This is a genomic window from Glycomyces rhizosphaerae, from assembly GCF_042647865.1.
Taxonomy (GTDB): domain Bacteria; phylum Actinomycetota; class Actinomycetes; order Mycobacteriales; family Micromonosporaceae; genus Glycomyces; species Glycomyces rhizosphaerae.
Genome location: NZ_JBHRWO010000004.1, coordinates 166,600 through 193,563 on the forward strand (window position 1 = coordinate 166,600; position 26,964 = coordinate 193,563).

The following is a 26,964-nucleotide window of genomic DNA, read 5'->3' on the forward strand; positions in this document are numbered from 1 at the left end:
TGTCTCTCGTCGGCGCCTGCGGCTTTGCGGCGCTAAGACACCATTGGGGTATGGTGTAATTGGCAACACGGCGGTTTCTGGTTCCGTTGTTCTTGGTTCGAGTCCAGGTACCCCAGCCAATTCATATACGTAAGCGAGCAGGCCGCCCATGGCGGCCTGCTCGCTTTTCTGTGGGCTCATGCGGTGGGCGACCGGGCGGCCTGAAGGCCGCCCGGTCGCCGTTTCACCGCACCTGTTCGGTCTAGGTGAGGGTCCATTGCTGGTTGGTGCCGCCGTGGCAGGACCAGAGCTGGACCTTCGCGCCGTTGGCGGTGGAGGCCCCGGCCACGTCCAGGCACAACCCGGAGGCGGCGTTGGTGAACGTGCCGTTCGAGTTCCGGTTCCACTTCTGGTTCGCCCCGCCGTGGCAGGACCAGATGATCGCCGCGGTCCCGTTCGCCGTGGACCCGCCAGAGGCGTCCAGGCACTTGCGCGAGGTCCCGGAGTAGACCGACAGCTCACCGGCCGCGGTATGGGTCCACTGCTGGTTCGCCCCCGTCCAGCAGTCGTAGATCTGCACCTGCGTACCGTTCGTCGTCGACTGGTTCGGCACGTCCAGGCACCGACCCGACGCGGTACCCCGCAACTGGCCCGAGTCGTCGCCCCCGCCGCCGCCGCTGCCGCAGTCGGGGGTGGGGTTGGTGTTGGTCAGGAGTCCGAGCCGGTAGGGCAGCTGCGAGTAATCCCCGCCGATGTTCGGGTTCCTGCCCTGATAGAGGTACTGCATGCTGCACGGGTTGATCTGCATGGTCTGGTTGCCGTCGACCCGGACCATCTCGCCGTGGCTGATGTCGTTCGTCCAGGACCCTCCGGGGAAGGTGACGTTGGCGCTGCCGGCGAACGGGTTGGACTGGGTGTCGGCCAGCGGGGTCCACTCGCCGAACTTCGCGCCGAGCCTGTTGGAGGTCCAGGACCGGAAGTAGCGGACGCCGTTGGAGCCGATGCCCTCGACGATGAGCAGGTACTGGTTGGTGTCGCCGACCTTGTAGACGTTGGTGGCCTCGAACAGGCTCTGGTTCGGGGCCTCCATGAACAGCTCGACGTCGCCGAAGCCGTTCGGGAACTCGTCCACCGTGGTCACGGCGCGGTAGAACTTCTGCTTGTCGTTGTTGAAGTACAGGTAGCAGTTCACGGTGTCGCAGGCGACCCAGTAGTCGAGGATGTACGAGGAGCCGGCGTCGGCGATCCCGTGGTTGCTCATGAAGTTCTTGGGCGCCGAGGCGCTCTGCGGCGCACCGGGGCTGCTGAGGGTGGAGAACGAGGGCAGGCCGGTCTGGTACAGCAGGTACCACTGGTTGTCGGGTTCGAAGTAGAACACCTGCGGGGCGGCGCGGTAACCGCCGCCGATCGGGGTCTGGGACAGGTGGTACTGCGGCGCCTGTCCGGCCTGGGACCAGTCGGTGAATCCGCCGAAGTAGGTCAGGGACCAGCCGCCGTTCGTGTCGGCGGTGGTGGCGTACACGTAGTACTTGCCGTCCTCCTTGACCACGGACGGGTCCTTGACCGACACCAGGGTCCGACCCGGGGCGGTCTGTTGCGGGGCGACCAAGGCGCCCGTCGAACTCCACTGGAAGGTGGAGGGCAGCGGGGCCGCCTGTGCCGGGGCGGGCGTCGGATCGGCGGCGGCGCTCAAGGTGCCGGCGGCAAGGGCCGCCACCAGTGTCACCGCCAGTGACGCGATCCTTGATCGCCATCGGGTCGGTTGTCTCATGGTATGGCCTCTCTCAGTTGTTAGCGCTAACTGCGCCAAGGGCTTCGAAAGTTTCGGTCGCGGGGACGAAACTTCTGGTGTGCACACAGGATAGCCAGCGAGCTCGCTACATGTAAATAGATCGATGTGATGGGTTCACCCCGGGTCCCGGCGGCCCGTTCGGCGCCCTGCTTGACGAGATATCGAACTATATCTATAGTTCGACGTACGTAAGTTTCGGATCGGATCCAGAAACTTACGAAGATCCTGGAGTCGTGCGCGGACCGCCATCCCGGCATCGCTGGCCGCGCCGCCCGTCGAGTATTCGCACTCAGAGGGAGCAGCATGGACATGGGAGCGCTAACATGGCGCAGCCGCGTCGCGATGACGATCGGGGTCGCCCTCGGGCTGGTCCTGGCGGTCCTCGTCGTGACCCCCGGCGAGAGCAGGGCGCAGGTCTCACTGAACGTGAACCTGGCGTCCGACGCAGGGCCGTCGAACGGCGTCGGCCTGGGATTCCTGTACGGCGTCACGGGCGACGGCACGCAGCCGTCGAACACGCTGCTCGAACCCCTCAAGATGAACGCCTTCAGAGCCGGCGGGCATATGACGCGCGGCTGGATCGAGGACGGCTACCGATACGGCCCCGCCACGCAGACCATCGTCAATTCCCTCGTCGACCAAGCCGAGCGCTTCACCGCGGCGCCCTATGAGGCCCAGTACCAGGTCATCCTGAGCGACGTCTACGGCGCGTACGGAGGGCAGGGGGCCGGCACGAGGTACCCGTGCGACAACGGCGACTGCTCGAACTGGGCCGCCTTCGTCGCCACCATCGCCGGAACCCTCCGCGACACCGGGATGCCGATGTCCTACGACATCTGGAACGAACCCGACATCGACATCTTCTGGCCGAAAGGCGTCAACTCCGCGCAGTACTTCCAGATGTGGGACACCGCGGTCCGAGAGATCCGGCGCGTCGACCCGAACGCGGTCATCCTCGGCCCTTCGTTCGCCTACACCCCGGAGCGCCGTCCTCAGCAGTGGCAGACGTGGCTGGCGCACACCAAATCCGCCGACACGCTGCCCGACTGGATCGCCAACCACACCCTCGGCGTGATCGACGACCCCGTCAAGGTCGGGCAGGACACGCTCAATGCGCTGGCCGCCAACGGCATTCCCGAACTGCCGATGTCCGCCAACGAGTACCAGCCTGCGGACATGCAGGAGGCCAACGTCCTCGCCTGGTACCTCGCCCGCTTCGCCCAGTCGGACTACACGAACGCGCTGCGCGGCAACTGGATCTGCTGCCTGACCCCCAACCTGACCGGTCTCCTGACCCAGACCGCGAGCGGCTGGCAGCCGACCGGACTGTGGTGGACCATGCGCGCCTACGCGGACATGACCGGGACGCTGGTCAACACGTCCGGGCAGGTGGGCGGCACCGCGATCTCCGCGGCCAAGGACAGCGTTCAGCAACGCGTCGGCACGGTCATCGGTGACATCAACGGACGCACGGGATCGACTTCGGTGCGGTACGACGGCCTGTCGGCGACGCCGTGGCTCGTCGCCGACGGGAACGTCCACGTCAAGGTCGAGCGAATCCCCGAGCAGGCGCCGCTCAGTGCGCCGCAAGTCGTGTTCGAACAGGACATGAGCGCTGCCGGCGGTTCCATCACGGTGCCCCTGAACATCCAGGCGGCCCACGACGCCTACTCCATCACCCTGACCCCCGGTGGCCAGGGAAGCGGCGACGCCTCCGGCGCGCTGCGCTCGGCGGCGTCGAGCAAATGCCTCGACGTGCCGAACCAGTCGACCCAGAACGGTACGCAGACGCAGATCTGGGACTGCTGGACCGGCGCGAACCAGCAGTGGACCGCCACCGCCAACGGTGAGATCGCGGTCTACTCCGGTGCGAGCCGGAAGTGCCTGGACGCCTCGAACGGCGGCACCGCCAACGGCACCCAGGCCATCATCTGGTCCTGCCACGGCGGCGCCAACCAGCGGTGGAACCGCAACGCCGACGGCACCATCACCAACGCCGCGTCTGGACTGTGCCTCGACGTCTCCGGCGCCGCCACCGCGAACGGCACCAAGGTCGTTCTCTGGACCTGCAACGGCGGGAACAACCAACGCTGGACCCTGCAATGACCCATGACCCCGACAACGGAGGAAGCACCATGACCCACAGTTCACCCAGGCGACGGCATCGCATCTGGTCGTCGATAGCCGCGATCGCCACCGCCGGAATCGCCGCCGCGGCCGGCTCGCTCGTCTTCGCCGGCAGCGCCCAGGCGGCGAGCACCCTCGGCGCCTCGGCGGCCGAGAGCGGCCGCTACTTCGGGGCCGCCGTCTCCACGCAGTACCTCAGCGAGGCCGGGTACGCCAACACCCTTGCGACCGAGTTCAACTCGGTCGTCGCCGAGAACGCCATGAAGTGGGACGCGACCGAGCCCAACCCGGGCCAGTTCAACTTCTCCGGAGGCGACCAGCTCGTCTCCTGGGCGCAGGCCCGCGGCATGAAGGTGCGCGGCCACACCCTCGTCTGGCATGCGCAGCAACCCGGTTGGGCGCAGGGCCTGACCGGCCAGAACCTGCGCAACGCGATGCTGAACCACATCGCGGGCGTCGCGAACCACTACGAGGGCAAGGTCTTCGCCTGGGACGTGGTGAACGAGGCCTTCGAGTGGGACGGCAGCCGCCGCCAGTCGAACCTCCAGCAGCAGCTGGGCAACGGCTGGATCGAGGAGGCCTTCCGCGCCGCAGACGCCGCCGACCCGACTGCCAGGCTCTGCTACAACGACTACGGCACTGACGCCATCAACGCCAAGAGCACCGCGATCTACAACATGGTGCGCGACTTCAAGTCCCGCGGCGTCCCGATCGACTGCGTCGGCTTCCAGTCCCACGTCGCCGCCAACGAGAACCTGAGCAGCTACCAGGCCAACCTCCAGCGCTTCGCCGACCTCGGCGTGGACGTGGAGATCACCGAGCTCGACGTCGGCCAGGGCACCGGCCAGGCGGGCACCTTCGAGACCATCACCAAGGCCTGCATGGCCATCGCCCGCTGCACCGGTATCACCGTCTGGGGTGTCACCGACAAGTACTCGTGGCGCACCGACAACCCGCTGCTCTTCGACGGCAACTACCAGAAGAAGCCCGCCTACCACTCCGTGCTCGCCGCGCTGAACAACGGCACTCCCGGTGGCGGCGAAGGCGGCCACGTGACGTCCGTGGCGTCGAACCGTTGTCTCGATGTGCCGAATCAGTCGACCACGAACGGTACGCAGGTGCAGATCTACGACTGCTGGACGGGGGCGAACCAGCAGTGGACGCATACCGCGGCCGGTGAGCTGTCGGTCTACTCCGGTGGGACGCGCAAGTGCCTGGACGCTTCCGGAGGCGGCACCGCCAACGGGACGGCCGCGATCATCTGGTCCTGCCACGGCGGCGCCAATCAGCGCTGGAACCTGAACGCCAACGGTTCGGTCACCAACGCCGCCTCGGGCCTGTGCCTGGACGTCGCCGGCGCCTCCACCGCCAACGGCGCCCTCGTCCAGCTCTGGACCTGCCACGGCGGCGCCAACCAACGATGGAACCTCGCCTAGCACCATCACACGGATCGCCGCCCGGGACACGACAGCACCCCCGGGCGGCGATCCGCCGACGTCAGCCCAGCTGACGGACTGCCGATGCCCTTTTGTCATTGCGCAGAACGTTCGATGCCGGACGGATCAGGTCGGACTCACGAGTTGAGCGAGCTCCAAGTCGACGCTCAATTGGGTTCCCATTTCCGAGAAGCCGAGTGCTCGCGCGACCCGGCGAGAGGCCGACGGACGGGCCCGCCACTGCGGCACCAGTCGAGCGGCGAGCGCATGGTCCACCGCGGAGGCGGCGACCCGCCTCGCCAGACCGCGGCCGCGCGCGAACTCGGCGGTCAGCACGCACAGATGCGCCGTCTCAGAGGGCCACGACCGGTACCCCGCTGCCGCCACGACCTTCCCCAGCTCCCGCACGACGAACGCCGGGGAGGTTATCTCGCCGATCCCGCTCTCATCCGCGTCATCGGTGCCGGCCGACTCCAGAAGCGCTTGAAGATCCGGGTGGCCGGGAGCAAGCCGCTCGACAACGACGTCCGGCTGAGCTGGAACAAAAGCGTTCCGTGACACGTAAGCCAGCGTTGCCGGCCCCAGCACCGCCTGGACCGGCAACGCCGACCTCAGCGCCGCAGGCCGCGTGATCGACTCAGTCGCAATCCGGCTCAGCGCGTGTTCCACAGGCTGGACCGCATGTTCGGTCGGCACGGTCGCGATCGCCGAATCGCCCAACACCACGATCCCGACCCATGAAGGCGGGCACATCTGCGATGCAGGGGAAGCGACCACATGCACGCCGGAACCCGATGGGAACGTCACGGGCGCAGCGGCGAGCGTCTGCCAGAGTGACCGGGCATGGGCCATCAGCGAATCGTCGACCATGACCCGATCCTCCCACCCCGCCAAAGCGAGTTTCTCGTCCGAAGAACGAGGGTACGGACGCACGGTCCGGGTGGTCGGACGACGCCGAGCCGACAAATGAGACCGCACCTTGCCTCATCGAGGGAACCGGGCGTCGCCGGTGGGCGTCTCAGCGGTGTCCACCTCTCGCACACTGGAGTGACCGATGCGCCGTCTCCTCGCCGCTGGCGCGGCAACCCTGCTTTCCGCCTTCATCGTCTTCGCCAATCCCGGCTCCGCCTGCGCGTGCAGCTGCGCCGAGCAGACCGAAGCCGAGGCGTTCGAGGCCGCCGACGCCGTGTTCGCCGGCACGCTGACCAGGAGAGACGGGGGAGGGTTCCCGCTCGGCTCACCCGATGATCCGGCCACGCTCGAGTTCGAGGTCGATGATGTCTACAAGGGAGACATCGCCGAGGTGCAGGGCCTCCTGACCTCCGGCTCCGAGGCCTCCTGCGGCTGGGATCCGCCGGTCGGCGAGGACTACCTGGTGTTCGCGTACCTGGAGGGCGGCAAGCTGAACGTGGGATTCTGCGGCGGCTCGCGCGCGCTCGACGAGCGCTCCCCGGAGTTCGACGCCGAGGCCGTCGCGCCGGTGGCGGGCGAGGCCGGCCTGGCGAAGACCGAGCTGTGGCCGTTCGGCGTGGCCGGTGCCCTGCTGGTCGCCGCCACCGGCGCCGGATGGTGGTTCCTGCGGCGGCGCCATCTCAAGCGGATCCAGTGATCGGGCCTCAGACGATCTCGAGGTTGGCCATCATGCCCATGTCCTCGTGCTCGGCGTTGTGGCAGTGGAAGAGATAGCGGCCGCGGTACCCGTCGAAGCGGGTGATGATCTCGGCCGACTCGCCCGGCCGCAGGGAAATGGTGTCCTTGAGGCCGGCGTCGTGGGGGAGCGGCTCGCCGCCGCCGCGGGAGAGGACGCGGAAGCCGACGAGGTGCAGGTGCACCGGGTGGTGGACGTCGGCGATGAGGCGCCAGACCTCGACGTCGCCGAGGCGGGCCGTGACGTCGATTCGATTGGGGTCGAAGGGGAGTCCATCGATGAGCCAGCCGTGGCGCCCGTCCATGCGCCCGGCCCGGAACGCGATGTCGCGGACCGCGGCCGCCGCTGAGCGGTCCCATTCCGGCAGGTCGTCGGCGAGCGTCTCGGGGATCGCGCCGCTCGCGCCCTCGCGCACGAGGTGGAACTGCATGACGTCGGCGGTGCGGCCGGAACCGAGGCGGTTGGCGAGGCGCACCTTGGTGCCGACGGGGAGGCCGCTGAAGTCGATGAGCAGGTCGTAGCGTTCGGCGGGCGCGATCGGCAGGCGCTCGTGCCGCACCGGGGCCGCGAGGAGGCCCTGGTCGGCGCCGATCTGGACGAGCGGCAGCTTCCGGCCGTCCTCGGTGACCGCTTCGAGCTCGTAGTGTCTCGCGTTGGAGCCGTTGAGGATCCGGAGCCGATAGAGGCCGGTGTCCACTTCGTGCACCGGCCACGGAGCGCCGTTGACGAGGATGACGTCGCCGAGGACCCCTGCCACGAACGGCTCCTCGACGCCGATCTCGCCGGTCAGCGTGGGATCGAGCGACGGGTAGGCCAGCTGCCCTTCGGCGTCGAAGGCGCGGTCGGCGATCATCAGCGGGAGCTCGTGGTCGCCGCCGGGCAGGCCGAGGGCGTCCTCGACGTCGTCGCGTACAAAGTGGAGCCCGGCCAGGCCGCGCCAGATCGCCGGGGCGGTGAAGTCCATGCGGTGGTCGTGGTACCAGAGCATCGTGGCGCGCTGGTCGAGCGGGAACCCGTACTCGCGCTGCACGTTCGTGACGACGGCGAGGTCGTCGGTCATGGCGTGACCGCCGTGGCCGTGCGGGGCCGTCTCGGTCCAGCCGCCGGGGAGCACGAGGTCGGTCGGGTACCCGTCGGAGGAGGCGGGTGTGCGCCCGCCGTGGAGGTGCACGACCGTGGGCACTGGGAGTTCGTTGCGGTGCGCGACGGTCACATGGCGGCCGCGCCGGGATTCGATGGTGGGGCCGGGGAACGTGCCGCCATAGGTCCACAGTCGAGTCTGGAAGCCGGGGATGATCTCGGCGTCGACTTCGGTCTGCACCATCTCGTACCGGTCGCCCTCGGCCGTCGACGCGACGGGCGCGAGCACCGGCGGGATCGGCAGCGGTATCGAGAACGCCTGCGGCAGCGGCACTTCACTCACCAGCTGGTCGCCGGTCTGGGCGGGGCGGCGGGCCCATGCGGCCGAGAGCGCCAGGCCGCCGGCCGCGACGGCGCCGAGTCCCGCTCCGATGCCCAGCAGCCGTCGCCGGGAGACCGATTGTCCCGCAAGGGATCGAAGCTCAGCCATCGGTCCGCACCGCCTTCCGGCGGCGGGGCAGCGGCCGCATCCAAGCTGCTGCGAACGTCCCGGCGATCCCGGCGATGAGCGCCACGCCGAGCGGGAGGTGCAGCCAGAGCGCCCCGTCGAGTCCGGCGAAGTACTGGGCGATCACGCCGAACACCAATGCGAGCGAGGTCCAGAACGGCCACGCCCGGCGCACGCGGATCCAGACCGCCACGGCGGCGCCGAGCTGCGCGATGCTGATGAACGACACCAGGTCGGCGCCCACCACATGCCATGCGAGCCCGTCGAAGTCGCCGCTCAGGTACACCCCGGCGAACACGGGCTGGGCGAATCCGGCGATCAGGAACACGGTCGCCACCGAGCGCAGCACCCAGCCGCTGACGGCCGTGCGGGTGTCGGGCTCGGGCGGGGCGCCGGTCGAGGCTGCTTCGAGGGTCGATTGTCGTTCCACGCCGTCGACGATATGACCGATCGGTTAAGGCATCAAAGACCAATATCGCTATGGTGTTATGACGCTGTCGGCATGAGAGGACGTCATGGACCTGAACGCCCTGCATCAGTTCCTCGCGGTCGCCCGTGAGGAGCACCTCAGTCGGGCCGCGGCGGAGCTGCGCGTCGCCCAGCCCGCGTTGAGCCGGACCATCGCCCGCCTGGAGGCCGAGCTCGGAACGCCGCTGTTCGACCGCGCGGGTCGCTTGCGGCTCAACAACACGGGCGCGATCTTCCGGGACTACGTGGAACGCGCGCTCGGCGAACTGGAGGCGGGCCGCCGCGCGGTCGCCGAGGCCGCGAGCGGCGGCGCCGGCAGCGTGCGGCTCGCCTCGGAGACGTTCCTGCCGCTCACCGGCCCCATCACCGCGTTCAAGGCCGCGAACCCCGAGGTCGACGTACGGCTCCGCCAGATGGCCCCGCACGAGATGGAGCAAGCCTTGCGCTCCGGCGACGTCGATCTGTGCCTCGCCTCGCAGCCGGTGAATGCCCCGCACATCGCCTCCGAGGTCTTGCACGTCCAGCAAGTCTGGCTCGCCACGCCGCCAGACCACCCGCTCGCGGCCGTGCAGCAGGTGACGATCGAAGACCTCGCCCGCGAACCGTTCGTCATCACCCGGCCCGGCCAGTGGCAGCGGCGCCTCCTCGACTGGCTCTTCGCCGACCGCAACCTCGAACCGCGCATCGTCTGCGAGATCGACGAGCCCGCCGCCACGTACATGCTGGTCAGCGCTGGGCTTGGCCTGAGCATCTTCCCGCAGATCGCCCGCTTCACCTTCCCCGAAGCGGGCGTGGCCTGGGTGGGCGTCGACCACCCGCACTGCAACCGCACGCTCAGCCTCCTCTGGGTGAGCGATGACCGGCTTCCCGTGGCGGCGCGCCTCATGCGCGCCCTGATCGCCGACTGGAACTGGGACTAGCGCTCGATCGCCGAGGCGACGCCGTCGAGGATGAGGTCGAGACCGAAGTCGAAGTCCTCCTGGGCGGTGTCCGCGCCGGTGTCTTCGAATGTGGTCGAAGCGAACAGCGCGGCCACGTCCGGGAAGCGCTCGGGGGAGATGAGGGACGCCATCGCGCGCCCGTAGGCCTGTTCGGCGGCAGCCTGGTCGAGCCCGGTGTCGGAGCGGCCGGCCTCGAGTCCCTGCGTCAGTTGGGCATTGCCGCGCACGTACTCGCCCACGAGCATGACCGTGCCGACCTTCGCCCCCCAGTCGAGTCCGGTGGGCCGGAGTGCGCGCAGCCCGGCGTCGAACCATCCGATCAGGTTGGGGCCCTGCGGCGGTCCCGAGACGGGGGCGGTCGCCAGCCACGGGTGGCGGGCGAAGACCGCTCGCTGCTCGGTCGCCCACAGCCGCAGCCGGTCCCGCCACGGACCCGTGCCGTCCAATGAAGACGGCACCGGACCGGACGCGCTGTCCTGCATGAGGACCAGGAGCTCGTCTTTGGATCCGACGTGCCGGTACAGGGACATCTTCGTGACCCCGAGGGACTCGGCGACCTTCGGCAGCGTCGCCGCCGCGAGGCTTTCGCGGTCGGCCAGCGCCACGGCCGCGTCCACGACCAGGCCGACGTCGAGTTTCGCGGGCCGCCCGAGGCGCGACTCCGATGAGATCCGCCACAGCCTCGCCAGCTCATCCGGCACTGATGCCTCGTCCATGCGCTGCGGTCACCTCCGCCCCTTCGCCGCTCCATTCGGGGGCCATCATCGCATATGTTATTAGTGTCCTTGGGATAGTATCCCTAAGATAGTAAATCGTCCGATCGCGAACCCCGAAGGATCGACATGACCGCTCCAGCCGCCCTCGCCGAGCCGCGCATCCGCCGCGGGCCGGTGCGCCCCACCGAAAGAGCCCTCGCCCCCGACCTCGCCCGCGGCGCGATGCTCCTGTTCATCGCGCTCGCCAACAGTGCCGGCTACTTCCTCGCCAGCGCCCCCGGCGTCGAGACCGACCCGCGCGGGCTCGAGCGCTTCTACAACGTCTTCATGGTCGAGTTCATCCACGCGCGGGCGTTCCCGCTGTTCGCGATCATGTTCGGCTACGGCCTCGTCCAGCTCGCCCGCCGCCAGGCCCAAGCCGGGGCGACGCCCGGCCAGGTGCGGCGAGTGCTCCTGCGCCGCAACGCATGGCTCTTCGTCTTCGGCATCGCGCACGGCGCGCTGCTCTACTCGGGCGACTTCCTGGGCGCGTACGGGCTCATCGGCATCGTCTTCACGCTCCTGCTGCTGCGGCGCAGCGACAAGGTCCACCGCTTCGCGCCCTGGTACCTCGCCGTCGGCGGGATCTACACCCTCGTGCTCGCGGGCCTGGTCGCCGCCGGCTTCCAGGCGGGCGGCGCCGCGATCCCCGTGTCGCCCTTCCCCTCTGTGGACGCGGGCACGTACCTCGCCTCAGTGGGCGAACGCCTCACCGAGTGGCCGGTGCACACGGCGACACTGCTGCCGATGATCCTCATGGTCTGGGTCGGCGCGTGGGCAGGTCGCCGCCGCTTCCTCGAAGAGCCCGAACGGCACCTGCCACTCCTGCGCTGGGCCGCCTTCGGCGGCCTGGCCGTGGCGGTCGGCGCCGGGATGCCGATGGCGCTGCTGAGCGGTGGCTTCATCCACGTCGCCGACGACACGGCCGCCGCGATGAAGCTGCTGTACGAGGCATCGGGCTTCTTCGGCGGCCTGGGCTACGCGGCGGTCTTCGGCCTCCTCGCGCACATCCTCACCCGCAAGCCGGCCGGGCTCGTCGTCACCGCCGTGAGCGCGCTGGGGCAGCGGTCGCTGAGCGGGTACCTCTTCCAGTCCGTGGCCTGGCTCGTCCTGGCGACGCCGTTCTTCCTCGGCCTGGACGACCGCGTCGGCAGCCCACTGCTGGTCTCGCAGGTCTGCGCGCTCGCCGTCTGGGCGCTGACCGTGTGGGCCGCGTACCTGGCGCACCGCCGCGGCTACCGCGGCCCGGCCGAGACGCTGCTGCGGCGGCTCACCTACGGCCGCAAGCGCTGATCGCCGCGAACGCCGGGGCCCGCTGACGGCGGGCCCCGGCGTTCGTCTGACCTAGAATCGGGACCTGAATCGTTCACCAGTGCCAAGAGACAAGGACCCGCCGTGCCCGAGATGATGCGCGCCGTGACTCAGACCGTCCTCGGGGGGACCGAGGTCCTGGAGCTGACCGAGGTCGAGCGGCCCGAACCGTACTACGGGGAGATCCTGGTGCGGGTCCGCGCGGCGGGCGTCAACCCCGTCGACCCGGCGGCGCGCGAGCTCGGGCTCTACATCGGACATCCGCCGTTCACGCTCGGCTGGGACGTCTCCGGCGTCGTCGAGAAGGTCGGCATCGGCGTCACCCGCTTCAAGCCGGGCGACGAGGTCTACGGGATGCCGAACTTCCCGCACCAGGCCGGCACCCACGCCGAGTTCGTCACCGCCCCCAGCCGCCAGTTCGCGCGAAAGCCCGCCTCGCTCTCGCACGTCGAGGCCGCCGCGATCCCGCTGTGCGGCCTCACCGCCTGGCAGGCCCTTGTGGACCATGCTCGTCTCAGGGCCGGTCAGCGCGTGCTCATCCACGCCGCCGCCGGCGGCATCGGCCACCTCGCCGTCCAGATCGCCAAATCCATCGGCGCCCACGTCATCGGCACCGCCAGCGCCGGCAAGCACGACTTCGTGCGCGGCCTCGGCGCCGACGAGATGATCGACTACAAGGCCGTCGACTTCGCCGAGGTCGTCTCCAACGTCGACGTCGCGCTCAGCACCCTGCCCGGCGACCACGCCGAACGCTCGATCTCGGTCATCCGCGACGGCGGCGTCCTGGCCCAGCTCTACTACTCCAAGCGCGACGCGAAGTTCCCCGAGGCGGAGGCGCGCGGCATCGAGACCCGCTTCATGCTCGTCGAACCCGACCTGATCGGCCTCCAGGCCCTCTCCCGCCTCGTCGACGAAGGCAAGCTCAAGGTCCACGTCGCCGAGACGTTCCCCATCGAGGACTTCGCGAAGGCACACGAGGCGATGGAGCACGGCAGCGCCACGGGCAAGCTCGTGATCACCGTCGACTACTGACTTTGTAGTTTCGGGGTCTGGCTGGTTACGGGGGTCTGAGCCCGGTGCCGGCGAACATGCCGTCGATGAGGTCGGTGCGGGCCTGTATGTGGTTCAAGTGTTCTCGGACCAGAGCGAGGAGATGGTCGACGCCTTCGATGAGGGTGTTGGCGATGCGGCGCTTGAGCAGTGACCAGGCGCCTTCGACCGGGTTGAGCTCGGGCGCGTAGGAGGGGAGCTGGAACACGCGCAGCCAGGGCCGGGCCTCAATCAGCTCGCGCATCAGCTTCGATTTGTGCGCGTTGAGGTTGTCCCAGACCAGCACGATCGGCCCTCCGAGCGATCGATGTGCCGCGTCGAGCATTTCGGCGAATTCACGCTCGCGAAAGCCGGGCTTCTCGCCCTTGCGTCTGCGGTGGGGCATGGTCCGGTAGAAGAACCGGGAGGTCTCGCCGGGTCGGTGGGCGCAGAGTCCTGCGAGTGAGACCCGGCCCGAGCCTCGCTTGCGGACCTTGATGACCGGAGTCTTCCCGCGACGGCCCCAGGTGCGGGACCGGGCTGGTATCAGCGTGTGCGAGGACTCGTCCATGAAGCAGATCCACGCGCCCAGCCTGCGCGCAGTCCTTTTACCGCAGGCCAGGTTTCCTTGCGCCAGGAGGTGATCGCCTCCTCGTCGCGGTCCGAGGCCTTCGCGTCGGGAACCTGTACCGTCCAGTCCATCGCATGGAGCACCAGGGCGACGCCCTTGAGGCTGTAGGTGATGCCGAACATCGCATCGATCAGCGCGCGGACGCGCACCAGCGTCCACCGCTGGTCCGCACCGAGCCCGGCGGCCGCGGGGCCGGCCTCCAGCGCCTGTTCGAGAGCCTGCCGCTGCGCGGCATCAAGCAGCGAGTCCGGACCCGAAGGGCCTTTGGACGCCAACGCCTCCGCGTCACCGGTCTTCCAGGTCCGATGCCATTGATAGCCGGTCTTGTCCGACACCTCGAACCGCCGGGCGACCTCCAGCGGATGCGCCCCCGCAGCGAACATCGCCGCGGCCTCCATCCGGACCGCCTCGCGCTTCGCCCGCGCGGCGGCATTCAAACCGCCGCCATCCCCGTACCTCACACAGGAATCAACGAACACCGCGCCAAACGGACACGCCATCAGACCCCGAAACTACAAGATCAGTAGCGGACGCCGGAGGGCGCTGCCGCGTTCGCGCTGGCAGAATACGGCGGTGCCCATCACGATCGCCCACCTCAAGGACCAGCTCGCCGCTTACCTCGACCGGTGGCCCGGCGACGCCGAGTCGGTAGCGCCGCTGCTCGCGCTCGACGGCCCCGAGGGCTTCGACCGCAAGACCATGACCGGCCACGTCACCGCTTCGGCGATCCTCGTCAACGCCGCCGGCGAGGTGCTCCTCATCCACCACAAGAGCCTCGATCGCTGGCTCCAGCCCGGCGGGCACGTCGAACCCGCCGACGATTCGCTCCCTGACGCGGCGATGCGCGAGGCCGTGGAGGAGACCGGGATCGAGCCCGCGGCCCTCACGCTCGCCGACCCGGTCCCGATCCACGTCGACGTCCACGCCATCCCCGCCAATCCGCGCAAAGGCGAAGGCGCGCACTGGCACTTCGACGTGCGCTACCTCTTCCACTGCGGCGATGCCGAACTGAGCCCGCAAGCCGAGGAGGTCCACGCCGCCGAATGGCGCCCAGCGACCGACCTCGACAGTGCCGAACTCACCGAACGCCTGTCGATCTAAAAGGGACGGTCGCGTCTAGGGTTCGCGGTTCCAGGTCCAGGCGTAGTCGGTGTCCTCCACGTCGAGGGCCGGTTCGCAGAGTTCGAGGGGTCGGAAGGTGTCGACCATGACGGCGAGCTCGTCGAAGTAGTCGGCGCCGATGGACCGCTCGGCGGCGCCCGGCTGAGGGCCGTGCGTGAAACCCGAGGGGTGCAGCGAGATCGAGCCCTGCTCGATGCCGGAGCCGCGGCGGGCCTCGTAGTTGCCGCCGCAGTAGAACATCACTTCGTCGGAGTCGACGTTGTGGTGGTTGTAGGGCACCGGGATCGCGTCCGGGTGGTAGTCCACTTTGCGCGGAACGAAGTTGCAGATGACGAAGTTCGGGCCCTGGAAGACCTGGTGCGCGGGCGGGGGCTGGTGGATGCGGCCGGTGATCGGCTCGAAGTCGTGGATCGAGAAGACCCACGGGTAGAGGCAGCCGTCCCAGCCGACCACGTCGAACGGGTGGTGGGCGTACGTGAACTTCGTCCAGAGGGTCGCCGAGCCGCGGCCCCGGTGCTGGACGTAGACGTCCACGTTCTCGTCCTCGACGATCAGCGGCTCCTCGGGGCTGCGCAGATCGCGCTCGCAGTAAGGGGAGTGCTCCAGGAACTGGCCCCGCACCGAGAGGTAGCGCTTCGGCGGGGTGATGTGGCCGGTCGATTCCACGACGAGGGTCCGCAGTGGCTCCACGCCCTTCGGGACCACCCGGAAGATCGTGGACATCGGCATGATCACGTAGTCGCCCTGGGAGACCTCCAGTGCGCCGAACGAGGTTTCGACCGTGGCCTCGCCGGACTCCACATAGATGCACTCGTCACCGATCGCATTGCGGTACAGCGCAGAAGGTTTGGACGATACCGCGTACGAGATGCGGCAGTCCGCATTGGACAGGAGATGGTTGCGGCCGGTGATCGCGTCGCCCGCCCCGTCCAGCTTGTGGGTCTTGAAGTGCCGCGGCTTGAGCGGGTGGTTCGCGACCGGCTCGGCCTTCTCAGGCCGGTGCTCGGTGCTGGAGGAGATCGCGGTCGGCCGGTAGCGGTGGTAGAGCAGCGAAGAGTCCGAAGAGAACCCCTCCTGGCCCATGAGCTCCTCGGAGTACAGGCTCCCGTCGTCCTGGCGGAACTGCGTGTGTCGCTTGTCGGGGATCTGCCCGACGGAACGGTAGAACGGCACGTCGACTCCTTTGTCGGTTCGCGCGGCGGACGAGGGTGACGCCCGCTCCGCGGCGGTTATGCCCCGAGGATAACCGTCCCGCCGTTCGATTTCGAGAGGTCCGCGCGCACCCGCGCGCGATTCGGGCCGGGTCGCGCATCCAGTGAGCGGAGCGCTGGACCCCGGCCGCCGCCAGGCCCTAGGCTCGGCACCATGGTTGGACCGATACCCGCGATGCTGCGGGGCCTCATCGATGACGCGGCGCTCTTCCCACCAGGAAACGCGCCCATGGAAGCAGCCGTCCCCGCCCACCGCGGGTACCGCCAGTCCTGGTACGAGGCCATGATCGGCCCGCTCCTCATACCCCAGTCGCGGCTCGCCGAACTCGGCCGCGACCTCCATCCCGGACGAGGCGAACTGCGCATCGGCGTCATCGTCGACGGCGACCTCGAGCAGGTCGCCCACGACGTCGCCGCACTCCCGCCGCAGGTCACCGTCCTGCACTACGAGTCCCGCCACGCCCTCGAACACCTCGGCAAGGTCGCGCCCTCCTGGGGCAGGCCCGTCTTCGCCGAGATCCCCTTCGGCGACGAGGCCCTCGACGCCGTCCGCGACACCGACTTCACGCCCAAGTACCGCACCGGCGGGATCGCCGCGGAGTTCTTCCCCGCGCCCGAGACCCTCGCCGCCGCGATCGCGGGCTGCCGCGTCCGCGGCCTCCACTTCAAGCTCACCGCCGGCCTTCACCAGGCGATCCGCCACCGCGATCCCTCCACCGGGTTCGAGCACCACGGATTCCTGAACGTCCTGGTCGCCGCCACCGAAGCCGCCGACGGCGCCCCGGCCGACGACCTCGCCGCGACGCTCGCCTCCACCGACGCCGCGGACCTCGCCAAACGCGCCCGCCGCGTCCTGCACCGCCCGCGCCCCCTCTGGACCGGCTTCGGCTCGTGCAGCATCGACGAACCGCTCGACGACCTCATCAAACTGGAACTCCTGCACCGAGGGGACGACGCATGACCACCACCAGCTGGGTCGACGGAGCCGACAGCGGGCCCTACGGCATCGACCACCTCCCGTACGGCGTCTTTTCGACCGCCAAGGACCCCGCGATGCGCATCGGCGTCCGCATCGGCGACCAGATCCTCGACCTGCGGGGCCTCGCCAGCGGCACGTTCTTCCTGCCCTGGATCCGGCCCGCGTTCCACGAGCACGCCCTGAACGGCTTCATGGCCATGGGCCCGCCCGCGTGGCGCCTCGTCCGCCACCAGCTCACCGAACTGCTCAGCGACCGGCGCCACCAGGACCAGTCCGCGACCCTGCTCACCCCGGTCGCCAAGGCCCGCATGCACCTCCCGTTCACCGTGGCGGACTATGTGGACTTCTACGCCTCCGAAGAGCACGCCACGAACCTCGGCCGGCTCTTCCGGCCCGACTCCGAGCCCTTGCTGCCCAACTGGAAGCACCTCCCGGTCGGCTACCACGGCCGCGCCGGAACTGTGGTGCCCTCCGGGACGCCGATCGTGCGGCCGAGGGGCCAGCGCAAATCCAAGGACGCACCCGTAGAGTTCGGCCCCAGTGCGCGCCTCGACATCGAGGCCGAAGTGGGCTTCGTCGTCGGCGTCGGCACCGAACTCGGGACCCCGGTGAACCCGGACGACTTCACCGAGCACGTGTTCGGCGCGGTCCTCGTCAACGACTGGTCCGCGCGCGACATCCAGGCCTGGGAGTACGTGCCGCTCGGGCCGTTCCTCGGGAAGTCCTTCGCGACCTCGATCGGCCACTGGGTCACCCCGCTCGACGCGCTGGCCGGGGCGAAGGCCGCTGCGCCCGTGCAGGATCCGGTGCCGCTCGACTACCTGCTCGAGTCCGAGCGATACGGCTACGACCTGCAGATGTCCGTGCGCTGGAACGGGACCGAGGTCTCGCGGCCGCCGTTCGGGGGCATGTACTGGACGCCGGCGCAGATGCTCGCGCACATGACGGTGAACGGCGCCTCCCTGCGCACCGGCGACCTCTACGCCTCGGGCACGGTCTCGGGGCCCGGGCCCGCTCAGCGCGGCTCGTTCCTGGAGCTCACCTGGGGCGGGAAGGACCCGGTGGACCTGGGGGAGGGCGAGGCGCGCACGTTCCTGGAGGACGGCGACACCGTGATCATCAGCGCGACCGCGCGCGGCGCCGAAGGCGGCGAGATCGGGCTGGGCGACGTGCGCGGCACGATCCTGCCGGCGGTCAACTTGGTTCCGCTGCCTGCTTGACCAGCGGCAGCGTCCGGTAGGGGATCTGCTCGGCCAGGGCGATCACCGTCGTGGCGCGCAGGACCCCTTCGCTGGCCAGGACGCGGTCGATCACGCCCTGGAGCTCCGCGTTGGTCCTCGCCACGATCCGGCACAGCATGTCGCCCTGGCCCGTGACCGTATGCGCCTCAAGCACTTCGGGGATCTTCGCGAGCCGCTCCGCCATGTGCTCGTGGCCGACGGCCTGCCGCAGCTCCAGCGTCACGAACGCCGTCACCGGGTAGCCGAGGGCCGCGGGTTCGACCCGCGGCCCGAAGCCGCGCACGACCGCGCGCGACGTGAGCTTGTCGAGCCGCGCCTGCACCGTCCCGCGCGCCACCCCGAGCCGCCGCGAGCACTCCAGCACGCCGATCCGCGGCTCGGCCTCGAGCAGTTCGATGAGCCGCGCGTCGAGTGCGTCGATGCCTGTCTCAGTGGTCATATTGACCAGTGTATGCGCCTTCATGCTGGCAGCTATGCACAAGTTGCCCAGCCGTGAATGCACTGCTTGCCCAGTCCCAGGTTCTGGACAATGATCAAGGCCACACACCCCTAACGAGTGCCGAGGAGGCCGCCATGGTCGACACCGCCAACCGCTCCAGCAGTGCCGCAGACGCCCAGCTGGTCGGCGCCGTCGAACACGACATCCGCGAAGACGCCTTCCCGATCAAGGGCTGGGACCACGTCCGCTACTACGTGGGCAACGCCCGCCAGGCCGCCCACTACTACTCGACCGCGTTCGGCATGACCCTGTTCGCGTACCGGGGCCCCGAGCAGGGCCACCGCGAGCACGCCGAGTTCGCGCTCAAGTCCGGCGGCGTCGTCTTCGTCCTCGCCGGCGGCGTCACCGCCGAGTCCGAGGCGACCAGGCACTACGCCGCGCACGGCGACGGCGTCATCGAAGTCGCCCTCGAAGTGCCCGATGTGGACGCGAACTACAGGCACGCGATCGAGCAGGGCGCCATCGCGATCGAGGAGCCGCACGACCTCACCGACGAGCACGGCACCGTCCGCCGCGCCGTCATCGGCACCTACGGCGAGACCCGCAACGTGCTCATCGACCGGTCGAAGTACGACGGCCCGTTCCTGCCGGGCTTCGTCCGCTGCGAGCCCATGGTCGCCCCGCCCCAGAAGCGCTTCTTCCAGGCCATCGACCACGTCGTCGGCAACGTCGAGCTCGGCAGGATGCGCGAGTGGGTCGGCTACTACGAGCGCGTCATGGGCTTCACCAACATCGTCGAGTTCGTCGACGACGCGATCGCCACCGAGTACTCCGCGCTCATGAGCAAGGTCGTCGCCAACGGCAGCCGCAAGATCAAGTTCCCGATCAACGAGCCGGCCGAAGGCAAGAAGAAGTCCCAGATCGACGAGTACCTGGAGTTCTACGGCGGCCCCGGCGTCCAGCACATCGCGCTCGCCACCAGCGACATCCTCGCCGCCGTCGACGCCATGCGCGAGCGGGGCGTCGAGTTCCTGGAGGCCCCCGACGCCTACTACGAGGACCCTGAGCTGCGGATGCGCATCGGCGAGGTGCGCGTCCCGATCGAGGAGCTGCAGCGGCGGCGCGTTCTGGTCGACCGCGATGAGGACGGCTATATGCTCCAGATCTTCACCAAACCACAACAGGACCGGCCGACAATGTTCTACGAGATCATTGAGAGGCACGGCTCGCTCAGCTTCGGCAAGGGCAACTTCAAGGCCCTGTTCGAGGCCTTGGAGAAGGAGCAGGCCAAGCGCGGCAACTTGTGACGGGGAGCGGATACATGCACGCACCACACGGCCCTGACCTGCACTGCAAGACCTGGCAGGCGGAGGCGGCGTACCGGATGCTCCAGAACAACCTCGACCCCGAGGTGGCCGAGCGCCCCGATGACCTGGTGGTCTACGGCGGCACCGGCAAGGCCGCGCGCAGCCGGGAGGACCTCAAGGCGATCCTGCGGACCCTCCTCACCCTCGAGGCGGACGAGACGCTGCTCGTGCAGAGCGGCCGCGCCGTCGGCGTCATGCGCACGCACGAGTGGGCGCCGCGCGTGCTCATCGCGAACTCGAACCTGGTGCCCGACTGGGCCACCTGGCCCGAGTTCCGGCGCCTCGAATCGCTCGGCCTGACCATGTACGGCCAGATGACGGCCGGCTCGTGGATCTACATCGGCACGCAGGGCATCCTCCAGGGCACCTACGAGACCTTCGCCGCCATCGCGGAGAAGCGCTTCGGCGGCAGTCTCAAAGGGACGCTCACGCTGACGGCCGGGTGCGGCGGCATGGGCGGGGCCCAGCCGCTCGCCGTCACGATGAACGACGGCGTGTGCCTCATCGTCGAGGTCGACCCCGAGCGCCTCGAACGGCGCCTGCGGACCCGCTACCTCGACACCGTCGCGGCCGACCTCGATGACGCGATCGCACAGGCCATGGCCGCCAAGCAGAGCCGCACCGCCAAGTCGATCGGCCTGGTCGGCAACGCCGCCGAGATCCTCCCCGAGATCCTCAAGCGGGGCGTGGAAGTCGACATCGTCACCGACCAGACCTCCGCGCACGACCCGCTGTCCTATGTGCCAGCCGGGGTCTACTACAAGGACGCGGCCGAACTCGCCAAGTCCGACGCCGAGGCGTTCACCGACCGGGCCCGCGAATCCATGGCCCGCCACGTGGAGGCCATGGTCGGGTTCCTCGACGCGGGCGCCGAGGTCTTCGACTACGGCAACTCGATCCGCGGCGAGGCCCTCGAAGGCGGCTTCAAGCGCGCCTTCGCGTTCCCCGGATTCGTGCCCGCCTACATCCGGCCCCTGTTCTGCGAAGGCAAGGGCCCCTTCCGATGGGCCGCGCTCTCGGGCGACCCGGCCGACATCGCCGCCACCGACCAGGCCGTGCTCGACCTGTTCCCGGAGAACCGCAGCCTGCACCGCTGGATCTCGCTCGCCCGCGAACGCGTCGCCTTCCAGGGCCTTCCGGCCCGGATCTGCTGGCTCGGGCACGGCGAACGGGACGTGGCCGGGGTCCGCTTCAACGAGATGGTCGCCGACGGCACCTTGAAGGCCCCCATCGTGATCGGGCGCGACCACCTCGACTGCGGCTCGGTCGCCAGCCCCTACCGCGAGACCGAGGGCATGCGCGACGGCTCGGACGCCATCGCCGACTGGCCCCTGCTCAACGCCCTCGTCAACACCGCTTCGGGAGCCAGCTGGGTCTCGATCCACCACGGCGGCGGCGTCGGCATCGGCCGGTCCATCCACGCCGGACAGGTCACTGTGGCCGATGGGACGCCGCTTGCGGCCCAGAAGCTCTCGCGGGTCCTGTCCAACGACCCGGCCATGGGCGTCATCCGCCACGTGGACGCCGGCTACGAGGAGGCCGAAGCGGTCGCGGAGGATCACGGAGTGCGCATCCCGGTCAAGGAGACCTGAATCGGGGCAGCTGCGGCACCAATAGCGAACGGGGATTGACATGGACACGGGCGAGTTCCATCGGCTGTGGAGCGAACTGCTGCCCATCGGCAAGGCCGAGGGCGGCGGCTACCTGCGGTTCTCCTGGACCGAGGCCGACCTGGACTGCCGCACCTGGTTCCACGATCAGTCCAAGCGGCGCGGCCTGCGCTTCGAGGAGGACCGCAACGGCAACCTCTACGCCTGGTGGGACCCGGAGAAGGAACCCGTCCAGGACCCGGAGGCCCCGCACCCTCACGGAGCCGTCCTCACGGGCAGTCACTTCGACTCCGTCCCGCACGGCGGCGCCTACGACGGACCGCTCGGCATCGTCTCGGCCTTCCTCGCCGTCGACCAGCTCCGAACCGAAGGCGCGATGCCGAAGCGGCCCATCGGCATCGCCGCGTTCACCGAGGAGGAAGGCGGCCGCTTCGGCGTCCCGTGCCTCGGCTCGCGCCTCCTGACCGGCGTCCTGGAACCCGACCGGGCCCGCGCCCTCACCGACCCGGACGGCATCACGCTCGCCGAGGCCATGGACGCCGCCGGGGCCGACCCCGACAGCCTCGGGCCCGAACCGGAACGGCTCCAACGGCTCGCGGCGTTCGTCGAACTCCACATCGAGCAGGGCCGCGCCCTCGACGGCAGCGAATCACCTGTGGCCGTGGCCAGCGCGATCTGGCCCCACGGCCGCTGGCGGGTCACCTTCACCGGCGAGGCCGACCACGCCGGGACGACTCGCCTCCCCGACCGGCGCGACCCGATGCTCACCTTCGCGTTCGCGGTCCTCGCCGCCCGCAAGGAGGCCCGCCTCGCCGGAGGCGTCGCGACCGTCGGTCGGGTCGAGGTCGAGCCGAACGCCACCAACGCGATCGCCGCGAAGGTGACCGCGTGGCTCGACGCCCGCGCCCCCGATGAGGCGGTGCTCGGCGAGATCCTGAGCGGCTTCGAGTCCAAAGTGACCGAACGCGCCGGGCGCGACGGCACCCGAGTCGCGATCCATCCTGAGTCCGAGACGCCGATCGTCGAGTTCGACGCCTCCCTGCGGGACCGGATCGCCGCCCTGCTCGGCGGCGCGCCGGTCCTGCCCACCGCCGCGGGCCACGACGCGGGCGTCCTGTCCGCGCACGTGCCGACCGCGATGCTGTTCGTGCGCAACCCGACCGGGGTCTCGCACGCACCGGGCGAGGCGGCGAGCGACGAGGACTGCGCCGCGGGTGTCGACGCGCTCGCGGCCGTACTGCGGGACCTGGCGTGCTGACCTTCTGGGCCGAGCACGCCCACCTGCCCGGAGGCCCGGCCGACGCCGTCGCGATCGAGGTCGCGGACGGGCGCATCGCCAAGGTGACCCACGGCGCCCGACGCCACGGCGACGTCCTTGCGGGCGTGACCCTCCCGGGCTTCGCCAACGCGCATTCGCACGCGTTCCACCGGGCGCTGCGCGGGCGCACCCACACCGGCACCGGCACGTTCTGGACCTGGCGAGAGGGCATGTACGCCTTGTCGCAGCGCCTCGAACCCGACTCGTACTACCGCCTGGCGCGCGCGGTCTACGCCGAGATGGCCCTCGCGGGGATCACGAGCGTGGGGGAGTTCCACTACCTGCACCATTCGCCGGGCGGGCGCCCGTACGCGGACCCGAACGCCATGGGGGAGGCCCTGTTCCAGGCCGCGGCCGATGCCGGTATCCGGATCACGCTGCTCGACACCCTCTATCTCGCAGGCGGTTTCGGCCTGCCGCTCGAACCCGCGCAGCGGCGCTTCGGCGACGGGAGCCTGGAGGCCTGGCTCGACCGCGTCGAGAAGCTGGACCCGCCCGATCACGCCGTCATCGGCGGCGCGGTGCATTCGGTCCGCGCCGTCCCGGAAGAGGCGATGGCCGCGTTCGCCTGCTCGACCGAGGGCCGCCCCGTCCACGCGCACCTCTCGGAGCAGCGGGCCGAGAACGAGGCCTGCCGGGCCGTGCACGGTTGCAGCCCTACCGAACTCCTCGAACGCTGCGGGCTCCTCGGGCCCGATCTGACGGCCGTCCACGCCACGCACTTGGCGGGGCACGACATCGACCTGCTGCGCCGCTCGGGCACGACCACGTGCTTCTGCCCCACGACCGAACGCGACCTCGCCGACGGGCTCGGCCCGGCGCGAGCGCTCGCCGAAGCGGGCGTGCGGCTCTCGCTTGGCACCGACAGCAACGCCATTGTGGACATGTTCGAGGAGGCGCGGGCGGTGGAGATGCACGAACGGCTCGTCAGCGAGGAACGCGGCCGGTTCACCGCTGGCGAGCTCGTCGACGCGATGACCATGCATGACAGTCTCGGCTGGCCCGACGCGGGCCGGATCGAGGTCGGCGCGCGGGCCGACCTGGTCACGGTGGGTCTCCGGACGCCGCGGACCGCGGGGATCGACCCTTCCGGCGTCGTCTACGCCGCCACGGCCGCCGACATCACCGACGTGATCGTCGACGGCCGCCGGATCGTCGCGGGCGGCAGGCATCTCCGCATCGACGCGGGCGCCGCCCTGGCATCGTCCATCAAGGAGCTTTGGAAATGAGCGCACCGCAACCCGATGAGAACGCCGCGACGAGCCTCCTCATCGCGAACATCGGCGAACTGTTCACCGCCGACCCCGAGACCGGCATCATGAACGACGCCGCGATCGTCACCGAAGGCGACCGCATCGCCTGGATCGGGCTCAATGCCGAAGCGCCCCAAGCCGACGCACGTCTCGACGCTGGCGGCCGCGCCGTGATCCCCGGCTTCGTCGACAGCCACTCCCACCTCGTCTTCGCCGGTGACCGCCACGCCGAATTCGCGGCCCGCATGAGCGGCGAGCCCTATACCGGCGGCGGCATCCGCACCACCGTCGCAGCCACGCGCATGGCCTCCGACGAGCGCCTCCGCGCCACCGCCGCCCGCCTCACCGCCGAGATGCTCCGCCAAGGCACGACCACAGTGGAGATCAAATCCGGGTACGGCCTCACCGTCGCCGATGAGTCCCGGTCGCTGCGCATCGCCGGCGAGTTCACCGCCGAGACCACCTACCTCGGCGCGCATACCGTCCCGGCCGGCGCCGATCCCGACGAGTACACGGCACTCGCCTGCGGCCCCATGCTCGAAGCCTGTGCGCCTCACGCGAAATGGGCCGACGTCTTCTGCGAACGCGGCGCCTTCGACGGCGACCAGGCCCGCGCCGTGCTCACCGCGAGCGCGAAAGCCGGTCTCGGCCTGCGCGTCCACGCCAACCAGCTCACCGCCGGTCCCGGCGTCCGCCTCGCCGTCGAACTCGGCGCCGCCTCCGCCGACCACTGCACGCACCTCACCTACGCCGACGTGGACGCCCTCGCGAACGGCGACACGGTCGCGACCCTGCTCCCCGGGGCCGAGTTCTCCACGCGCTCGCCTTATCCGGACGCGCGCCGCCTCATCGACGCCGGAGCGACCGTCGCCCTCGCGACCGACTGCAACCCCGGCTCGTCGTTCACCAGCAGCATGGCCTTCTGCATCGCGCTCGCCGTCCGCGAGATGCACATGACCCCCGCCGAAGCACTCACCGCCGCCACCGCCGGCGGTGCTCAGGCCCTGCGTCGCGCCGACATCGGCCGCCTCGTCGTCGGCGCACGCGCCGACCTCGCCGTGCTCGACGCCCCCAGCCACGTCCACCTGGCCTACCGGCCCGGGACGCCCCTGATCGAGACCGTCGTACACGACGGCACCGCAACGCGTTGAGGAGTAGCGATGTCCACAGTCCACATCAAGCCGGTCCCGGTCACCCCTGAAGAGGTGATCGCGGTGGCGCGCGACCACGCCCGCGTCGTGATCGACGCCGAGGCCCGCGAGGCGATGGCCGCGAGCCGGGCGATCGTGGACGCGATCGAACGCGAAGGCCGTCCCGTCTACGGCGTCTCGACCGGTTTCGGCGCCCTCGCCAACACCTTCGTCGAGCCCGAGCGCCGCGCCGAACTCCAGCACGCGCTCATCCGCTCGCACGCCGCCGGCGTCGGCGACCCGATGCCCGAAGAAGTCGTGCGCGCCATGATGCTGCTACGCGTGCGCTCACTCGCCATGGGCCGCTCCGGAGTCCGCCCCGAGATCGCCGAAGGCCTCGCGGCACTGCTCAACGCCGACATCACCCCTTGGGTCCCGCGCCACGGCTCCCTCGGCGCCTCCGGCGACCTCGCGCCGCTCGCGCACTGCGCGATGGTCCTCCTGGGCGAAGGCTGGGTCCGCGAGGCGGACGGCAGCCGAGTGGACGCCGGACCGGTCCTGGAACGCGCCGGACTGCGGCCGATCACCCTGTCCTCCAAGGAAGGCCTCGCGCTCATCAACGGCACGGACGGCATGCTCGGCATGCTGATCCTCGCCGTAGCCGATCTGCGCCACCTCCTGACGATGGCAGATGTCTGCGCAGCCCTCTCGAACGAGGCAATGCTGGGCTCCGATCGCCCCTTCCAACCTGAACTCCACGAGATCCGCCCCCAGCCCGGTCAAGCGAAAAGCGCCGCGAACATCCACAAGCTACTGCAGGACTCCGAAGTCATGGACTCCCACAGGAACGACCTCGCGCACGCGGTGCAGGACGCCTACTCAATGAGGTGCGCTCCGCAGGTGGCGGGCGCCGCGCGCGACGTGCTGGCGTACGCCGAGACCGTGGCGGACCAAGAACTCCGCTCAGTCGTCGACAACCCAGTGGTCCTACCGGACGGCAGGGTCGAATCGACCGGAAACTTCCACGGAGCCCCGCTGGGCTACGCGGCCGACTTCCTCGGGATAGCCGCAACGGACGTCGGGTCGATCTCCGAACGACGAGTGGACCGCCTGCTCGACATCACCCGCAACCGGGGCCTCCCTGCCTTCCTCAGCCCAGACCCGGGAGTGAACTCCGGCCTGATGATCGCGCAGTACACGGCGGCGGGCATCGTGGCCGAGAACCGACGGCTCTCGGCCCCGGCCTCGGTCGACTCGGTCCCGACCTCGGGAATGCAGGAAGACCACGTGTCAATGGGCTGGGCTGCGGCCTGCAAGCTCAGAACGATCATCGACAACCTGGGCACCCTGCTCGCGGTTGAAATGCTCGCCGCAACCCAGGGCCTTCAACTTCGCCTGCCCCTCATCCCGTCTCCGGCGGCCAGGGCCGCGACCGCAGCGGTCGGCCCGATCGCCGGAAAACCAGGCCCGGACCAGTTCCTCGCTCCGGTAATAGAGCAGGTCAAACGCCTCATTGAGAGCCCAGCTCTCAGGCACGAGATCGAAGAGGCCGCGGGACCGCTCGCTTAGAATAGCGAATTCGCTATAAT

At 69.6% G+C, this 26,964-nt stretch carries 23 protein-coding genes and 1 tRNA gene; 16 read left to right on the top strand and 8 right to left on the bottom strand.

The features are described 5' to 3' along the window. Positions 1 to 44: 44 nt before the first annotated feature. A tRNA-Gln gene (locus tag ACFO8M_RS01535) sits at positions 45 to 119 on the top strand. Between the two features lie 122 nt (positions 120 to 241). Here ACFO8M_RS01535 and ACFO8M_RS01540 read toward each other — a convergent pair. Further along, on the bottom strand, positions 242 to 1,705 hold the full coding sequence (locus tag ACFO8M_RS01540) for a non-reducing end alpha-L-arabinofuranosidase family hydrolase (protein WP_387969565.1): 1,464 nt from the start codon (positions 1,703 to 1,705) through the stop codon (positions 242 to 244). A 375-nt stretch (positions 1,706 to 2,080) separates the two neighbouring features. On the opposite strand from ACFO8M_RS01540, the gene ACFO8M_RS01545 reads away from it, so the two are divergent. Continuing rightward, positions 2,081 to 3,877: an RICIN domain-containing protein gene (locus tag ACFO8M_RS01545; RefSeq protein ID WP_387969568.1), complete on the top strand. Its 1,797-nt coding sequence runs from the start codon at positions 2,081 to 2,083 to the stop codon at positions 3,875 to 3,877. A gap of 29 nt (positions 3,878 to 3,906) precedes the next feature. Continuing rightward, positions 3,907 to 5,334: an endo-1,4-beta-xylanase gene (locus ACFO8M_RS01550; RefSeq protein ID WP_387969571.1), complete on the top strand. Its 1,428-nt coding sequence runs from the start codon at positions 3,907 to 3,909 to the stop codon at positions 5,332 to 5,334. A 126-nt stretch (positions 5,335 to 5,460) separates the two neighbouring features. On the opposite strand, the gene ACFO8M_RS01555 is transcribed toward ACFO8M_RS01550, so the two are convergent. Further along, positions 5,461 to 6,204, bottom strand: coding sequence for a GNAT family N-acetyltransferase (locus ACFO8M_RS01555; protein WP_387969574.1), 744 nt, complete (start codon positions 6,202 to 6,204; stop codon positions 5,461 to 5,463). Positions 6,205 to 6,388: 184 nt separating this feature from the next. Between ACFO8M_RS01555 and ACFO8M_RS01560 the strand changes: the two genes are divergently transcribed. After that, on the top strand, positions 6,389 to 6,943 hold the full coding sequence (locus ACFO8M_RS01560) for a hypothetical protein (protein ID WP_387969577.1): 555 nt from the start codon (positions 6,389 to 6,391) through the stop codon (positions 6,941 to 6,943). Between the two features lie 7 nt (positions 6,944 to 6,950). Here ACFO8M_RS01560 and ACFO8M_RS01565 read toward each other — a convergent pair whose 3' ends face one another. Continuing rightward, the gene (locus ACFO8M_RS01565; RefSeq protein ID WP_387969579.1) at positions 6,951 to 8,552 is read right to left on the bottom strand and encodes a multicopper oxidase family protein; all 1,602 of its coding nucleotides are present in this window, start codon (positions 8,550 to 8,552) and stop codon (positions 6,951 to 6,953) included. Continuing rightward, the gene (locus tag ACFO8M_RS01570) at positions 8,545 to 9,000 is read right to left on the bottom strand and encodes a hypothetical protein (RefSeq protein WP_387969582.1); all 456 of its coding nucleotides are present in this window, start codon (positions 8,998 to 9,000) and stop codon (positions 8,545 to 8,547) included. Before ACFO8M_RS01570 ends, ACFO8M_RS01565 begins: the two co-directional genes overlap by 8 nt. An 85-nt stretch (positions 9,001 to 9,085) precedes the next feature. Between ACFO8M_RS01570 and ACFO8M_RS01575 the strand changes: the two genes are divergently transcribed. Continuing rightward, positions 9,086 to 9,958 (top strand): LysR family transcriptional regulator, encoded by an 873-nt coding sequence (locus ACFO8M_RS01575; RefSeq protein WP_387969585.1) that lies wholly within the window; start codon positions 9,086 to 9,088, stop codon positions 9,956 to 9,958. On the opposite strand, the gene ACFO8M_RS01580 is transcribed toward ACFO8M_RS01575, so the two are convergent. Further along, positions 9,955 to 10,695, bottom strand: coding sequence for a TetR/AcrR family transcriptional regulator (locus ACFO8M_RS01580; RefSeq protein WP_387969588.1), 741 nt, complete (start codon positions 10,693 to 10,695; stop codon positions 9,955 to 9,957). The two genes, ACFO8M_RS01575 and ACFO8M_RS01580, sit on opposite strands and share 4 nt — an antisense overlap. A 126-nt stretch (positions 10,696 to 10,821) precedes the next feature. On the opposite strand from ACFO8M_RS01580, the gene ACFO8M_RS01585 reads away from it, so the two are divergent. Both ACFO8M_RS01585 and ACFO8M_RS01590 read left to right on the top strand, forming a co-directional pair. Then, positions 10,822 to 12,027 (top strand): DUF418 domain-containing protein, encoded by a 1,206-nt coding sequence (locus tag ACFO8M_RS01585; RefSeq protein WP_387969591.1) that lies wholly within the window; start codon positions 10,822 to 10,824, stop codon positions 12,025 to 12,027. A gap of 111 nt (positions 12,028 to 12,138) precedes the next feature. Continuing rightward, complete coding sequence (locus ACFO8M_RS01590) at positions 12,139 to 13,077, top strand: NADP-dependent oxidoreductase (protein ID WP_387971148.1); 939 nt, start codon at positions 12,139 to 12,141, stop codon at positions 13,075 to 13,077. 25 nt (positions 13,078 to 13,102) lie between these two features. Here the strand turns inward: ACFO8M_RS01590 and ACFO8M_RS26570 are convergent. Beyond that, positions 13,103 to 14,166, bottom strand: a protein-coding gene (locus ACFO8M_RS26570; RefSeq protein ID WP_449267464.1) for an IS630 family transposase whose coding sequence is annotated in 2 segments (ribosomal slippage) — positions 13,103 to 13,680 and positions 13,680 to 14,166 — 1,065 coding nt in all. Because the reading frame shifts where the segments join, the coding sequence is not laid out codon by codon here. A 112-nt stretch (positions 14,167 to 14,278) separates the two neighbouring features. On the opposite strand from ACFO8M_RS26570, the gene ACFO8M_RS01605 reads away from it, so the two are divergent. Next, positions 14,279 to 14,806: an NUDIX hydrolase gene (locus ACFO8M_RS01605; protein WP_387969600.1), complete on the top strand. Its 528-nt coding sequence runs from the start codon at positions 14,279 to 14,281 to the stop codon at positions 14,804 to 14,806. A 15-nt stretch (positions 14,807 to 14,821) separates the two neighbouring features. Here ACFO8M_RS01605 and ACFO8M_RS01610 read toward each other — a convergent pair whose 3' ends face one another. After that, positions 14,822 to 16,000 (bottom strand): homogentisate 1,2-dioxygenase, encoded by a 1,179-nt coding sequence (locus ACFO8M_RS01610; RefSeq protein WP_387969603.1) that lies wholly within the window; start codon positions 15,998 to 16,000, stop codon positions 14,822 to 14,824. A 192-nt stretch (positions 16,001 to 16,192) separates the two neighbouring features. On the opposite strand from ACFO8M_RS01610, the gene ACFO8M_RS01615 reads away from it, so the two are divergent. Next, the gene (locus ACFO8M_RS01615) at positions 16,193 to 16,999 is read left to right on the top strand and encodes a hypothetical protein (protein WP_387969606.1); all 807 of its coding nucleotides are present in this window, start codon (positions 16,193 to 16,195) and stop codon (positions 16,997 to 16,999) included. Then, a complete protein-coding gene (gene fahA / locus ACFO8M_RS01620) occupies positions 16,996 to 18,237 on the top strand; it encodes a fumarylacetoacetase (protein ID WP_387969609.1) in 1,242 nt (413 codons plus the stop codon). The genes ACFO8M_RS01615 and fahA overlap by 4 nt, the downstream gene beginning before the upstream one ends. Here fahA and ACFO8M_RS01625 read toward each other — a convergent pair. Further along, the gene (locus ACFO8M_RS01625) at positions 18,212 to 18,697 is read right to left on the bottom strand and encodes an Lrp/AsnC family transcriptional regulator (RefSeq protein WP_387969612.1); all 486 of its coding nucleotides are present in this window, start codon (positions 18,695 to 18,697) and stop codon (positions 18,212 to 18,214) included. The two genes, fahA and ACFO8M_RS01625, sit on opposite strands and share 26 nt — an antisense overlap. Before the next feature lie 134 nt (positions 18,698 to 18,831). Between ACFO8M_RS01625 and hppD the strand changes: the two genes are divergently transcribed. The 6 genes from hppD to hutH are packed head-to-tail and all read left to right on the top strand — an operon-like array spanning position 18,832 to position 26,944. Continuing rightward, positions 18,832 to 20,004, top strand: coding sequence for a 4-hydroxyphenylpyruvate dioxygenase (hppD, locus tag ACFO8M_RS01630; RefSeq protein ID WP_387969615.1), 1,173 nt, complete (start codon positions 18,832 to 18,834; stop codon positions 20,002 to 20,004). Between the two features lie 14 nt (positions 20,005 to 20,018). Further along, on the top strand, positions 20,019 to 21,656 hold the full coding sequence (hutU, locus tag ACFO8M_RS01635; RefSeq protein ID WP_387969618.1) for a urocanate hydratase: 1,638 nt from the start codon (positions 20,019 to 20,021) through the stop codon (positions 21,654 to 21,656). 40 nt (positions 21,657 to 21,696) lie between these two features. Beyond that, positions 21,697 to 22,932 (top strand): allantoate amidohydrolase, encoded by a 1,236-nt coding sequence (locus tag ACFO8M_RS01640; protein WP_387969621.1) that lies wholly within the window; start codon positions 21,697 to 21,699, stop codon positions 22,930 to 22,932. Further along, positions 22,926 to 24,221, top strand: a complete 1,296-nt coding sequence (locus tag ACFO8M_RS01645; RefSeq protein WP_387969624.1) for a formimidoylglutamate deiminase — start codon at positions 22,926 to 22,928, stop codon at positions 24,219 to 24,221. The genes ACFO8M_RS01640 and ACFO8M_RS01645 overlap by 7 nt, the downstream gene beginning before the upstream one ends. Then, positions 24,218 to 25,396, top strand: a complete 1,179-nt coding sequence (hutI, locus tag ACFO8M_RS01650) for an imidazolonepropionase (protein ID WP_387969627.1) — start codon at positions 24,218 to 24,220, stop codon at positions 25,394 to 25,396. The genes ACFO8M_RS01645 and hutI overlap by 4 nt, the downstream gene beginning before the upstream one ends. Positions 25,397 to 25,405: 9 nt before the next feature. Then, on the top strand, positions 25,406 to 26,944 hold the full coding sequence (gene hutH, locus ACFO8M_RS01655) for a histidine ammonia-lyase (protein WP_387969629.1): 1,539 nt from the start codon (positions 25,406 to 25,408) through the stop codon (positions 26,942 to 26,944). The last annotated feature ends 20 nt before the right edge of the window (positions 26,945 to 26,964 follow it).

Coding starts and splice junctions, on each gene's coding strand:
- ACFO8M_RS01545 (WP_387969568.1), top strand. CDS start 2,081: ATGGGAGCGCTAACATGGCGCAGCCGCGTCGCGATGACGATCGGGGTC.
- ACFO8M_RS01550 (WP_387969571.1), top strand. CDS start 3,907: ATGACCCACAGTTCACCCAGGCGACGGCATCGCATCTGGTCGTCGATA.
- ACFO8M_RS01555 (WP_387969574.1), bottom strand. CDS start 6,204: ATGGTCGACGATTCGCTGATGGCCCATGCCCGGTCACTCTGGCAGACG.
- ACFO8M_RS01560 (WP_387969577.1), top strand. CDS start 6,389: ATGCGCCGTCTCCTCGCCGCTGGCGCGGCAACCCTGCTTTCCGCCTTC.
- ACFO8M_RS01565 (WP_387969579.1), bottom strand. CDS start 8,552: ATGGCTGAGCTTCGATCCCTTGCGGGACAATCGGTCTCCCGGCGACGG.
- ACFO8M_RS01575 (WP_387969585.1), top strand. CDS start 9,086: ATGGACCTGAACGCCCTGCATCAGTTCCTCGCGGTCGCCCGTGAGGAG.
- ACFO8M_RS01580 (WP_387969588.1), bottom strand. CDS start 10,695: ATGGACGAGGCATCAGTGCCGGATGAGCTGGCGAGGCTGTGGCGGATC.
- ACFO8M_RS01585 (WP_387969591.1), top strand. CDS start 10,822: ATGACCGCTCCAGCCGCCCTCGCCGAGCCGCGCATCCGCCGCGGGCCG.
- ACFO8M_RS01590 (WP_387971148.1), top strand. CDS start 12,139: ATGATGCGCGCCGTGACTCAGACCGTCCTCGGGGGGACCGAGGTCCTG.
- ACFO8M_RS01615 (WP_387969606.1), top strand. CDS start 16,193: ATGGTTGGACCGATACCCGCGATGCTGCGGGGCCTCATCGATGACGCG.
- fahA (WP_387969609.1), top strand. CDS start 16,996: ATGACCACCACCAGCTGGGTCGACGGAGCCGACAGCGGGCCCTACGGC.
- ACFO8M_RS01625 (WP_387969612.1), bottom strand. CDS start 18,697: ATGACCACTGAGACAGGCATCGACGCACTCGACGCGCGGCTCATCGAA.
- hppD (WP_387969615.1), top strand. CDS start 18,832: ATGGTCGACACCGCCAACCGCTCCAGCAGTGCCGCAGACGCCCAGCTG.
- hutU (WP_387969618.1), top strand. CDS start 20,019: ATGCACGCACCACACGGCCCTGACCTGCACTGCAAGACCTGGCAGGCG.
- ACFO8M_RS01640 (WP_387969621.1), top strand. CDS start 21,697: ATGGACACGGGCGAGTTCCATCGGCTGTGGAGCGAACTGCTGCCCATC.
- hutI (WP_387969627.1), top strand. CDS start 24,218: ATGAGCGCACCGCAACCCGATGAGAACGCCGCGACGAGCCTCCTCATC.
- hutH (WP_387969629.1), top strand. CDS start 25,406: ATGTCCACAGTCCACATCAAGCCGGTCCCGGTCACCCCTGAAGAGGTG.